We start from the raw sequence: 11,871 nt of genomic DNA on the forward strand, positions 1-11,871 counted from the left end.
CACACTTGATATGGAAATGGTTTCAGCCATCTGATGAAGCATTACCGTCAGGGGTCACGTCCCCAACGCGCTTTTCCAGATGCCGCAGGCGTCGCGCGATGTCATCGAGCTGACGGATACGGGCCGCACTTTTGCGCCACTCGGCAGCAGGTTGCATGGCAGTACCGGAGGAGTAGGAGCCAGCCTCGGTAATCGAGTGGGTCACCATGGTCATCCCGGTCAGGAAAACGTTGTCACAAATTTCGATATGGCCAACCAACCCGACGCCACCTGCAAGCATGCAGTGCTTGCCAATCTTGGTGCTGCCGGAAATCCCCACACAAGCGGCCATGGCGGTGTGATCACCGACTTGCACGTTGTGGGCGATCTGAATCTGGTTGTCCAGCTTCACACCATTGCCAATCACGGTATCGGCCAGGGCGCCGCGGTCGATGGCGGTATTGACGCCAATCTCCACATCGTCGCCAATGGTGACCCCGCCGATCTGGGCAATCTTCTGCCAGACGCCCTTCTCATTGGCAAATCCAAACCCTTCGCCACCCAGTACCGCACCGGACTGAATGACCACTCGCTTGCCGACCCGCACGTCGTGATAAAGCGTGACCCGTGGCGCAAGCCAGCCGCCTTCGCCAATAACGCTGCGCGCCCCGACAAAGCAATGCGCGCCAACCGTCACCCCGGCGCCAATCGACGCGCCGCTTTCGACCACCGCAAACGGCCCGATACTGGCCGACGGATCGACCACGGCGTCATCGGCAATCACCGCTGAGGGATGAACGCCAGCCACGGCCTTGGGCTTGGGGTCGAACAGATGGGAAATTCGCGCATAGGCCAGATAAGGATCAGGCACCACCAACGCATCACCGGCATAACTCTCGGCATCAGCCGCTTTAAGCAGCACAGCACCGGCCTGGCTATCAGCCAGGTACTTGCGGTACTGCGGATTTGCCAAAAAGCTCAACTGAGCTGGGCCAGCCTCCTGCAAGGTGGCTAGCCCAGTGATTTCTTTCTCCTGGTCGCCACGCAAGGTGGCGCCGAGGAACTCGGCCAATCGGCCGAGCTTAATAGTCGCGGTCATGGGTTACTTCAGCTGATTCATGCGCTCGATAACCTGGCGAGTGATGTCGTACTGAGGTTTGACATCAATGACTGCGCCACGCTCGAAGACCAGGTCGAAACCGCCCTTCTTGATCACTTCTTCCACTGCGCTGTCGAGCTTCGGCTTGAGTTGCTTGAGCATCTCGCGGTCGGCAACAGCCTTGGCTTCGTTCAGCTCCTTGGACTGGAACTGGAAGTCACGGGCCTTTTGCTTGAATTCAAGCTCCAGGCGCTCACGCTCGCCCTGCTGCATCTTGTCGCCACCGGCAACCAGGCGATCCTGAATGCCCTTGGCGCTGCTTTCCAGAGTCTTGAGCTTGGTCAACTGAGGACCGAACTTCTTCTCGGCATCCACTGCGTATTTCTTCGCAGCGTCCGACTCCAGCAGAGCCATCTGATAGTTCAGTACCGCGATCTTCATGTCTGCAAAGACCGGGGTCGCGACCAGAACGGTGGCCAGGAGAACCAATTGAGTCAACTTACGCACGATGCACTCCTACAAAATCCATTGTCATTATCTTGGATCAGACCCTTAGAAAGTCTGACCGAGGGAGAATTGGAACACCTGGGTTTCAGCGTCATCCGGTTTCTTGATCGGCATCGCCAGGGCGAAGCTCAATGGTCCCAGGGCGGTGACCCACGTCACACCGACACCCACGGAACTGGCCAGATTGCTGAGACTGATGTCGTTACATTCCGTTTTAACGTTCGAAGCGGCGATGGTGTTGGAAGTCGAATCGCACTTGGAACTGAACACGTTACCCACATCCCAGAATACCGAGGTACGCAGGGAGCGCTGATCTTTGACGAACGGCAGCGGGAACAGGATCTCGGCACCACCCTGGATCAGAACGTTACCGCCGAATGGCAGTGGATCCTGGTCCGGGTCGGCTGCTGTACCGGCGTTACCTGTCACGCCTACACCACGGCTCGGCGTACTGCGTGGACCCAGGGTGCTGTCCTTGAAGCCGCGAACCGAGTTGAAGCCACCAGCATAGTAGTTCTCGTAGAACGGCAAGCCCTTGGTGTCGCCAAAACCATCGCCATAACCCAGCTCGGTGTGCAGGCGCATGGTGTAGTTTTCGCTCAGTGGCTGGAACAACTGGCCACGGTAGTCGAGTTTAAAGAACGACAGGTCACTGCCAGGAGTGGTGGTTTCCAGAACCAGGCTCTGAGAGTGGCCACGGGTTGCCAGGACACCTTTGTTCAAGGTCGACTCGGACCAGCCGGCCGAAGCCTTGAAGTTCAGGTAGCTGTCGCCCTGCTTGTTCACGAAGTCGAAGATTTCATCGACGGTGTACAGACCAGTCTTGATCTTGTCTTGTTGCGCGGTCAGGCCGAAGGTCAGACGCGAGGTCTCGCTGATCGGGTAACCGACGCTGACACCCGCACCCAGGCTGTCTACGGCGTAGCTGGCAACATCGACATCAAGGTCTTTGTAGTCAGTGGTGCGATAGAAAGCGTTGTAACCCAGGCTCACACCGTCAGCGGTCCAGTAGGGGTCGACATAACCGAAGTTATAGCGGCTCTGGTATTCACTGCGGGTCAAACCGATGCTGACCTTGTTACCCGTACCCAGGAAGTTGTTCTGGGTGATGGAACCACCCAGGATCAGACCCGCACTCTGGGCGAAACCGACGCTGGCGGTGATCGAACCGGACGCTTGCTCTTCAACTGCGTAGTTGACGTCCACCTGGTCATCGACACCCGGAACTGCCGGGGTTTCGACGTTGACTTCCTTGAAGAAGCCCAGGCGCTCAAGGCGGGTCTTGGATTGATCGATCAGGTAAGTCGACGCCCAGCCACCTTCCATCTGGCGCATTTCACGACGCAGCACTTCGTCTTCGGACTTGGTGTTGCCACGGAAGTTGATGCGGTTGACGTAGGCACGCTTGCCTGGATCCACAACAAAGGTGATATCGACCGTGTGGTCTTCATCGTGCGGCTGAGGCACGCCGTTGACGTTGGCGAAGGTGTAGCCCTCGTTACCCAGACGGCGGGTGATCAGTTCGGAAGTGGTGGTCATCAGCTTGCGCGAGAACACCTGGCCTTTTTCCACCAGCAACAGGGACTTGACCTGGTCTTCAGGCACTTTCAAGTCGCCGCTGAGCTTGACGTCGCGAACACTGTACTTTTCGCCTTCGTTCACGTTGACCGTGATGTAGACGTGTTTCTTGTCCGGGGTGATGGACACCTGGGTCGAAGCGATATCCATATTGATATAGCCACGATCCAGATAGTAGGAACGCAGACGCTCCAGGTCACCGGAGAGTTTTTCACGGGCGTACTTGTCGTCGTTCTTGAAGAACGACAGCCAGTTGGTGGTCTTGAGTTCGAACAGGCCGATCAGGTCTTCGTCAGGGAATACAGTGTTGCCCACGACGTTGATGTGCTGGATCGCAGCAACCGTGCCTTCGTTGATGTTGACCTTGAGGCCTACGCGGTTACGCGGCTGCGGCACCACTTCGGTGTCGACGGTGGCCGAGTAGCGACCCTGAGCGACGTACTGGCGCTGCAGCTCGTTACGCACGCCTTCGAGGGTGGCACGCTGGAAGATTTCGCCTTCGGCCAGGCCGGACTGCTTCAGGCCCTTCATCAGGTCTTCAGTCGAGATCGCCTTGTTGCCCTCGATCTCGATACTGGCAACAGACGGACGTTCGACTACCGTAATGACCAGGACGTTGCCATCGCGGCCCAGCTGGATGTCTTGAAAGAAACCGGTTTTGAACAGCGCACGAGTGGATTCCACCAGGCGACGATCATCCGCCTGCTCGCCGACGTTCAACGGCAAGGCACCAAAGACGCTACCCGCGGAGACCCGCTGGAGGCCGTTGACGCGGATATCGGAGATAGTGAAGGACTCGGCGTGAACTTCGGCGATCATCAATACGGTGAGAACCGCAGTTAGCAGCAGACGTTTCATGAAGTCCTTTCTTATTCCAACTGGCAATAAACAAACTGCCGCAAAATGCGGCAGATTCGCAATTCAGCGAAGCGTTACAGTCGACCCAAATCGTTGACCAGGGCAAGTAACATCACCCCAACCACCAAGCTGATACCGATCTGTATCCCCCAACCCTGCACCCGATCCGACAAGGGGCGACCACGCACCCACTCGATCAGATAGAACAACAAATGCCCCCCATCCAGTACAGGAATGGGCAGCAAATTCAGAACCCCCAGGCTAATACTCAGATAAGCAAGGAAATTCAGGAAATCAGCGACACCCGACTGGGCAGAAGCGCCCGCCACTTTAGCAATGGTTATCGGTCCACTCAAGTTTTTTACCGAGAGCTCGCCGAACAACATTTTCTTCAGGGAATCGAGGGTCAATACACTCATGGTCCAGGTGCGTCGGGCACCTTCGCCAATAGCCGCCAGCGGACCGTAGCTGACCTCGCGAATCATCTCCGGCGGCCAATCGACCGCTTTCACTCCAGCGCCCAGATAGCCGGTAGCCGCCTTGGCTTCACCACGGCTTGCCAAGGTCACAGGGACGTTGATTTGAGCACCATCACGCTCGACTTGCAGCACAATTTTGGTATCAGGACGTACACGCACCCAATCGACAACCTGCTGCCAATCGCCCAGCGCCTGACCATCCAGCGCCAGCAGGCGATCGCCAGTCCTCAACCCGGCCGCCAAGGCCGGCCCTTTCGGGTCGAGCTCAGCCAACACCGGAGGCAACGCAGGGCGCCAAGGTCGAATCCCCAGGGAGTGGATCGGGTCCGGCTCGTCTGCCCCCTTGAGCCACTTGTCCAATACCAGCTGGCGCGGCGAGTCGACCGTCGCACCCTGCTCGCGCACCGAAAACAGCAACGAACCGCTCTCGCCCAGGCGTCGCACCAACTGCAGGTTGACCGCGGCCCAACCGGATGTCGGCTCGCCGTCGATGGCGACGATTTCCTCGCCGACATTCAAGCCGGCCTTGGCAGCAATACTGCCCGCCTCTACCGCGCCGATGACCGGTCGTACCTGCTGGCTGCCGAGCATCGCCAACACCCAGAAGAACACCAGGGCCAGCAGGAAGTTGGCAATCGGACCCGCCGCAACAATGGCGATACGCTGGCGCACGGACTTGCGATTGAAAGACTGATCGAGCTGGTCGGCAGGCACCTCGCCTTCGCGCTCATCAAGCATCTTCACGTAGCCGCCCAGAGGGATAGCGGCGATGACAAACTCGGTGCCACGGCGGTCATGCCAGCGCAGCAGCGGCATACCAAAGCCCACGGAGAAACGCAGAACCTTGACGCCACAGCGGCGCGCCACCCAGAAGTGGCCGAATTCATGGAAGGTAACCAGCACGCCCAACGCAACCAGGGTGCCGACAATCATATAGAGCGCGCTCATCTACTTTCTCCGCAATCCTATCCGGTGCCGACCGCTTGGCCAGTCACAACGCCTATCGCCCGTTGCGACTCAACCATTGCTCAGCCAAGGCACGGGCTTTGGCGTCCGCCGCGAACACAGCGTCCAGTTCGTCGACCGCAACCACCGGCTCGAGGCTTAAAACTTCTGCGATGATACTCGCGATCTCAGGGTAACGGATGCGCCGTTCGAGAAACGCGGAAACTGCCACTTCATTGGCCGCATTCAGCATGGCCGGAGCGCTATTGCCCGCCTCTGCCGCCTGACGCGCCAAGCGCAAGCAGGGGAATCGCTGTTCATCCGGTGCCTGGAAATCCAGGCGCGCAATGGCAAACAGATCCAGGGGCGCAACACCGGAGTCGATGCGCTCAGGCCAGGCCAGGGCATTGGCGATAGGCGTGCGCATATCGGGATTGCCCAACTGCGCCAGCACCGAACCGTCCACATAGTCGACCAGGGAGTGGATCACGCTCTGCGGGTGGATCACCACTTCGACCTGGGAAGGCTTGGCGTCGAACAGCCAGCACGCCTCGATCAGCTCCAGGCCTTTATTCATCATGCTCGCGGAGTCGACCGATATCTTGCGCCCCATCGACCAGTTGGGATGGGCGCAGGCCTGTTCCGGAGAAACATCCTGCAACTCATTCAACGGCGTCTGCCTGAATGGGCCACCAGAAGCGGTCAGCAGGATCCGTCGAACACCGACATTGCTCAAGCCGCGGGAAAAATCCGTCGGCATGCACTGAAAAATCGCATTGTGCTCACTGTCGATCGGCAGCAGCACCGAGCCACTTTTACGCACCGCCTGCATGAACAAGGCGCCGGACATGACCAGCGCCTCTTTATTGGCCAGGAGAATCTTCTTCCCCGCCTCGACCGCCGCCAGAGTCGGGCGCAAGCCCGCGGCGCCGACAATGGCCGCCATGACCGCATCGACCTCAGGGTCGGCAGCCACCTGACACAAACCTGCCTCACCCACCAGGACCCGGGTCTGCAGCCCGGCAGCACGCAGATCATCCTGCAGGCTGCTGGCCGCTGCGGCCTCAGGCACCACGGCAAAGCGCGGCGCATGACGCACGCACAGCGCCAACAACTCCGCCATGCGACTGAAGCCGCTCAAGGCAAACACCTGGTAACGCTGCGGATGCCGGGCAATCACATCCAGGGTGCTGAGGCCGATAGAACCTGTGGCGCCAAGAACCGTAATCTGCTGAGGACGACTCACAATCCAGCCATCCACAACAGCACCGCAAACACCGGAATAGCAGCCGTCAGGCTGTCGATGCGGTCCAATACACCGCCGTGGCCGGGCAACAGGTTACTGCTGTCCTTGATCCCGGACTGACGCTTGAACATGCTCTCGGTCAGGTCGCCGACCACCGAGATAAACACCACCAGCGCTGCACCCAGCAGGCCCAGCAGGATCTGAGCGACAGACCAATCGCGAACCAGGCCGACCACCGCAGTGATCACCAGGCTCAGCGCCAGGCCGCCATACACGCCTTCCCAGCTCTTGCCCGGGCTGACCTGCGGCGCCAACTTGCGCTTGCCGAACGCCTTGCCGGAAAAGTAGGCGCCGATATCAGCCCCCCAAACCAGAACCATCACCGCCATGATCAACCAGTTGCCCAACGGCAGCTGCTTGATGAACACCAGGCCTTGCCAGGCCGGCAACAGGATCAACAGGCCGATCACCAGCTTGGCCGCAGCGCCCGCCCAATGTTCGCTGGTGCGCGGATAGGTCAGCACCAGGAAGGTCGCCGCCGCCCACCAGAGCACCGCAGCACCCAACACCCAAGGCGCAATGCCGGGCATCAGGTACATGAGAAACAGCAGCGCCGCGACCACCGCGGCATACACCACGCGCGCCGCCTGGCCATTGAACCCGGCCAGACGCGCCCATTCCCACGCCCCAAGCGTCACTACCAGCCCGATAAACAAGGCGAAACCCGCCCCCTGGAGCAGGAAAAACCCGCACAAGGCGATCGGCAGCAGGATCAGCGCAGTAATGATTCGTTGTTTAAGCATTAAACCCGGGCTCCAGCCTCGACCTGCTCGCTCGTTTTACCGAAGCGCCGCTGGCGAGAAGCGTAATCGGCCAGCGCAGTACGCATGGCATCGTGTTTGAAGTCCGGCCAGAACAGGTCGGAGAAGTACAGCTCGGCATAAGCCAGCTGCCACAGCAGGAAGTTGCTGATGCGGTGTTCGCCGCCGGTACGGATGCACAGGTCGGGCAACGGCAGGTCGCCGGTCGCCAGACAGGTCTGCAACAACTCCGGAGTGATGTCCTCCGGCCGCAGGTGACCGGCCTGCACTTCGCGCGCAAGGCGCTGGGCGGCCTGGGCAATGTCCCACTGACCGCCGTAATTGGCGGCGATCTGCAGGATGAAGCGATTGCTGCCCGCCGTGATGGCCTCAGCCTCGCGCATCGCCGCCTGCAGTTCCGGATGGAAGCGCGAACGATCACCGATGATCCGCAGGCTGATGTTGTTCTCATTGAGACGCTTGGCCTCGCGACGCAGCGCCTTGAAGAACAGATCCATCAAGGCACTGACCTCGTCCGCCGGACGCTGCCAGTTCTCGCTGGAAAAGGCGAACAGGGTGAGCACTTCGACCTTGGCCTCGGCGCACACCTCTATCACTGCACGAACAGCGTCGACACCCGCCTTATGCCCGGCGACACCGGGCATAAAGCGTTTTTTAGCCCAGCGATTATTACCGTCCATGATGATCGCGACATGTCGCGGCACCGAAAACGATACGGACTGCTTGGTCTTTTCCATGAAAACGTCTGACCCTTATACGGCCATCAAATCCGCTTCTTTCTGCTTGGTGGCGGTTTCGATATCAGCCACCGCCTTGTCGGTCAGCTTCTGCACGTCATCAGCGGCACGACGCTCTTCGTCTTCGCTGATTTCCTTTTCCTTGACCAGGTCTTTCAACTGGCTCAGCGCATCGCGACGAATATTGCGCACGGCAATCCGCGCGTCTTCCGCTGCGTCACGCGCCTGCTTGGCGAAAACCTTGCGGGTTTCTTCGGTCAGGGCAGGCATGGAGATCAACAGCAATTCGCCCAGGTTGGTCGGATTGAGGTTCAGGCCGGCGCTCTGGATCGCCTTGTCGACAGCTGCCAGCATGTTGCGCTCGAAAGCCACGACTTGCAGGGTGCGGGAGTCTTTTACAGTGACGTTGGCCACTTGGCTCAGCGGGGTGTCCGAACCGTAGTAAGGCACCATCACGCTGCCCAGGATGCTCGGGTGCGCCTTGCCGGTACGGATCTGACCAAATGCATGGGCCAGGGATTCCAGGGATTTTTTCATGCGCTCTTGAGCGTCTTTCTTGATCTCGTTGATCATTGTTGGCCTTCCTCGATCAGGGTTCCTTCGGCGCCACCATGCACAATATTGAGCAGGGCGCCGGGCTTGTTCATGTTAAATACACGCAACGGCATTTTGTGGTCGCGGCACAGGCAGATGGCTGTCAGGTCCATGACACCCAGCTTGCGATCCAGCACTTCATCGTAAGTCAGATGATCGAACTTCTCGGCATGCGGGTCTTTGAACGGATCTGCAGTGTAAACACCATCGACCTTGGTTGCCTTGAGCACTACGTCGGCATCGATCTCGATCGCGCGCAGGCACGCAGCGGAGTCGGTGGTAAAGAACGGGTTGCCGGTACCGGCAGCGAAAATCACCACTTCCTTGGAGTTCAGGTGGCGCATGGCTTTGCGGCGATCATAGTGATCGGTCACGCCCACCATGGAAATAGCCGACATGACGATGGCCGAGATATTCGCACGTTCCAGCGCATCACGCATGGCCAGGGCGTTCATCACAGTGGCCAGCATGCCCATGTGGTCGCCCGTGACCCGATCCATGCCCGCCGCACTCAGCGCTGCGCCACGGAACAGGTTGCCGCCGCCAATCACCAGACCGACCTGAACGCCGATGCCGACCAGTTGGCCAACCTCCAGCGCCATGCGATCCAGGACTTTGGGGTCGATCCCGAACTCTTCCGAGCCCATCAGGGCCTCGCCGCTAAGCTTGAGTAGAATGCGTTTATAGCGAGCTTGATAACCACTGCCCTGCTGAGCCATTGCGAATCTCTCCTGCGGCGTATTTTAAAAAATTCTCTGCAAGCTGTTTGCAGCCTGCGCTTACTCTAGCTTGACGCTGTCACAGCGCCATCAGAACACGGCTTTGTAAACCAGTTCCGGAGGCAGCCAACTAAAATTGGCCTCCCCATTTGAAAAGAGGCTGCGCGCGTGAGCGGGCAGCCTCTTCAGGGCGACAGTTGAAAACTGTCTTATTGCTTGCTGGCAGCCAGCTGGGCAGCAACTTCTTCAGCGAAGTTGTCGACCGGTTTCTCGATGCCTTCGCCTACCTGGAAGCGAGTGAAGGAAACGATTTCAGCGCCGCCTTGCTTGGCCAGAGTGCCGATGGTCACTTCTGGGTTCTTGACGAAAGGCTGCTCAACCAGGCTGGCTTCAGCCAGGAACTTGCTGATACGGCCAGCAATCATCTTCTCGACGATTTCAGCAGGCTTGCCCTTCATCTTGTCTTCGTTGAGGCTCAGGAACACGGCTTTTTCGCGTTCGATGGCTTCAGCGGAAACTTGCGAAGGCAGCAGGAACTCAGGGTTGCTGGCTGCTACGTGCATGGCGATGTCTTTAGCCAGTTCAACGTTGCCGCCTTTGAGGGCAACCACAACGCCGATCTTGTTGCCGTGCAGGTACGAACCCAGCACGTCAGCTTCAACGCGAGCCAGACGACGGATGTTGACGTTCTCGCCTACTTTGCCAACCAGCGCTTCACGAGCCGGTTCTTGAGCAGCGATCAACGGAGCAACGTCGGTCAGCTTGTCAGCGAACGCTTTTTCAACGCTGGCAGCAACGAAGTTTTTGAAGTCTTCTTGCAGAGCCAGGAAGTCGGTTTGCGAGTTGACTTCGATGATCACGGCAGCTTTGCCGTCTTCTTTGATGGCGATCGCGCCTTCAGCAGCTACGTTGCCTGCTTTCTTGGCTGCTTTGATCGCGCCCGAAGCACGCATGTCATCAATGGCTTTCTCGATGTCGCCGCCAGCCTTGGTCAAGGCCTTTTTGCAGTCCATCATGCCTTCGCCAGTACGCTCACGCAGTTCTTTAACCAACGCTGCAGTAATCTCTGCCATTTTCAAATTCCTCTTGGATAGGTTTTCAACCATTCCACCCGACCGAACGGGCGATCAAATCTTGAGCTCTGCCTCGAATACACTTGATAGCCGCATCGCGTTACAAAACAGCAAATACGCACACAACAAATGATTTCCGAGTTGGCAAAAAGGGGGCCAAGCCCCCTTTTTGCTTACTGAGTCAACGCCAAGGCGTCAATTACTCAGCTGCAGCTACCGGAGCTTCTTCGACGAACTGCTCGGTGCCACCAGCAACGTGGTTGCGACCTTTGATAACTGCGTCAGCCATCGCACCCATGTACAGCTGGATAGCGCGGATTGCGTCATCGTTGCCTGGGATGATGTAGTCAACGCCTTCCGGGCTGCTGTTGGTATCGACTACGCCGATGACCGGGATGCCCAGCTTGTTGGCTTCGGTGATCGCGATGCGCTCGTGATCAACGTCGATTACGAACAGTGCGTCTGGCAGACCGCCCATGTCCTTGATACCGCCCAGGCTACGATCCAGCTTTTCCAGATCGCGAGTGCGCATCAGCGCCTCTTTCTTGGTCAGCTTGGCGAAGGTGCCGTCTTCAGCTTGCACTTCAAGGTCACGCAGACGCTTGATGGAAGCACGGATGGTTTTGAAGTTGGTCAGCATGCCGCCCAACCAGCGGTGATCGACGTACGGCGAACCGCAACGTGCTGCTTCTTCAGCAACGATCTTGCCAGCGGAACGCTTGGTGCCGACGAACAGAATCTTGTTTTTGCCCTGGGCCAGGCGCTCTACGAAAGTCAGAGCTTCGTTGAACATTGGCAGGGTTTTTTCAAGGTTGATGATGTGAATCTTGTTACGCGCGCCGAAAATGTACTTACCCATTTTCGGATTCCAGTAACGGGTTTGGTGACCGAAGTGCACACCGGCCTTCAGCATATCGCGCATGTTGACTTGGGACATGATAGTTCCTTAATAAGTCGGGTTTGGCCTCCACGTATCCCAATGACCAACCAGCAGCATGAAAGCTTCCGGCACCCAGGTCATCGTGTCGACACGTGTGTGGATTTAGGCTTTTCAGGGTATCCCCGGAAAGCGGCGCATTTTATACCACAGGAAGGGTAAAAACGGAACCTGGATTGTGCATTGCACTGCGGGGCTTTTTTACCAGGCCCTTGGAATCGGGCCAGAATGCTCCATTCTATAGAGAGAAGCGGCGCCAGAGAGTCAGATTTGCCTTGGCCGTCTGTTAGAATCGCACC

Annotated in this window: 11 protein-coding genes; all 11 read right to left on the minus strand. The window is 58.2% G+C overall.

The genetic code is table 11. The annotated features are described in order from the left end of the window. Nucleotides 1–22: 22 nt before the first annotated feature. Nucleotides 23–1,078 carry a UDP-3-O-(3-hydroxymyristoyl)glucosamine N-acyltransferase gene (gene lpxD, locus CF161_RS10805; RefSeq protein WP_020296613.1) on the minus strand — a complete coding sequence of 352 codons (1,056 nt, stop codon included), beginning with the start codon at nt 1,076–1,078 and terminating at the stop codon, nt 23–25. Between the two features lie 3 nt (nt 1,079–1,081). Then, the gene (locus tag CF161_RS10810) at nt 1,082–1,585 is read right to left on the minus strand and encodes an OmpH family outer membrane protein (protein WP_020296614.1); all 504 of its coding nucleotides are present in this window, start codon (nt 1,583–1,585) and stop codon (nt 1,082–1,084) included. Nucleotides 1,586–1,630: 45 nt separating this feature from the next. After that, a complete protein-coding gene (gene bamA, locus CF161_RS10815; RefSeq protein WP_020296615.1) occupies nt 1,631–4,021 on the minus strand; it encodes an outer membrane protein assembly factor BamA in 2,391 nt (796 codons plus the stop codon). A 74-nt stretch (nt 4,022–4,095) separates the two neighbouring features. Next, nucleotides 4,096–5,448, minus strand: a complete 1,353-nt coding sequence (rseP, locus tag CF161_RS10820) for a sigma E protease regulator RseP (protein WP_020296616.1) — start codon at nt 5,446–5,448, stop codon at nt 4,096–4,098. 52 nt (nt 5,449–5,500) lie between these two features. Then, complete coding sequence (gene ispC / locus CF161_RS10825) at nt 5,501–6,691, minus strand: 1-deoxy-D-xylulose-5-phosphate reductoisomerase (protein WP_020296617.1); 1,191 nt, start codon at nt 6,689–6,691, stop codon at nt 5,501–5,503. Beyond that, the gene (locus tag CF161_RS10830) at nt 6,688–7,494 is read right to left on the minus strand and encodes a phosphatidate cytidylyltransferase (protein WP_020296618.1); all 807 of its coding nucleotides are present in this window, start codon (nt 7,492–7,494) and stop codon (nt 6,688–6,690) included. Before CF161_RS10830 ends, ispC begins: the two co-directional genes overlap by 4 nt. After that, a complete protein-coding gene (uppS, locus tag CF161_RS10835; RefSeq protein WP_020296619.1) occupies nt 7,494–8,249 on the minus strand; it encodes a polyprenyl diphosphate synthase in 756 nt (251 codons plus the stop codon). Before uppS ends, CF161_RS10830 begins: the two co-directional genes overlap by 1 nt. 15 nt (nt 8,250–8,264) lie before the next feature. Further along, complete coding sequence (gene frr / locus CF161_RS10840; RefSeq protein WP_020296620.1) at nt 8,265–8,822, minus strand: ribosome recycling factor; 558 nt, start codon at nt 8,820–8,822, stop codon at nt 8,265–8,267. Beyond that, nucleotides 8,819–9,562 (minus strand): UMP kinase, encoded by a 744-nt coding sequence (pyrH, locus tag CF161_RS10845; protein WP_003189161.1) that lies wholly within the window; start codon nt 9,560–9,562, stop codon nt 8,819–8,821. Before pyrH ends, frr begins: the two co-directional genes overlap by 4 nt. A 209-nt stretch (nt 9,563–9,771) precedes the next feature. Continuing rightward, the gene (tsf, locus tag CF161_RS10850) at nt 9,772–10,635 is read right to left on the minus strand and encodes a translation elongation factor Ts (protein WP_020296621.1); all 864 of its coding nucleotides are present in this window, start codon (nt 10,633–10,635) and stop codon (nt 9,772–9,774) included. Between the two features lie 199 nt (nt 10,636–10,834). Then, nucleotides 10,835–11,572: a 30S ribosomal protein S2 gene (gene rpsB, locus CF161_RS10855; protein ID WP_020296622.1), complete on the minus strand. Its 738-nt coding sequence runs from the start codon at nt 11,570–11,572 to the stop codon at nt 10,835–10,837. Between the last annotated feature and the right edge of the window lie 299 nt (nt 11,573–11,871).

It is taken from the genome of Pseudomonas sp. CF161 (assembly GCF_000416215.1).
Taxonomy (GTDB): Bacteria; Pseudomonadota; Gammaproteobacteria; order Pseudomonadales; family Pseudomonadaceae; genus Aquipseudomonas.

What these genes read in the sequence shown, in the direction of transcription:
- lpxD (WP_020296613.1), bottom strand. Translation starts at nt 1,078, where the DNA reads ATGACCGCGACTATTAAGCTCGGCCGATTGGCCGAGTTCCTCGGCGCC.
- frr (WP_020296620.1), bottom strand. Translation starts at nt 8,822, where the DNA reads ATGATCAACGAGATCAAGAAAGACGCTCAAGAGCGCATGAAAAAATCC.
- tsf (WP_020296621.1), bottom strand. Translation starts at nt 10,635, where the DNA reads ATGGCAGAGATTACTGCAGCGTTGGTTAAAGAACTGCGTGAGCGTACT.
- rseP (WP_020296616.1), bottom strand. Translation starts at nt 5,448, where the DNA reads ATGAGCGCGCTCTATATGATTGTCGGCACCCTGGTTGCGTTGGGCGTG.
- pyrH (WP_003189161.1), bottom strand. Translation starts at nt 9,562, where the DNA reads ATGGCTCAGCAGGGCAGTGGTTATCAAGCTCGCTATAAACGCATTCTA.
- uppS (WP_020296619.1), bottom strand. Translation starts at nt 8,249, where the DNA reads ATGGAAAAGACCAAGCAGTCCGTATCGTTTTCGGTGCCGCGACATGTC.
- rpsB (WP_020296622.1), bottom strand. Translation starts at nt 11,572, where the DNA reads ATGTCCCAAGTCAACATGCGCGATATGCTGAAGGCCGGTGTGCACTTC.
- bamA (WP_020296615.1), bottom strand. Translation starts at nt 4,021, where the DNA reads ATGAAACGTCTGCTGCTAACTGCGGTTCTCACCGTATTGATGATCGCC.
- CF161_RS10830 (WP_020296618.1), bottom strand. Translation starts at nt 7,494, where the DNA reads ATGCTTAAACAACGAATCATTACTGCGCTGATCCTGCTGCCGATCGCC.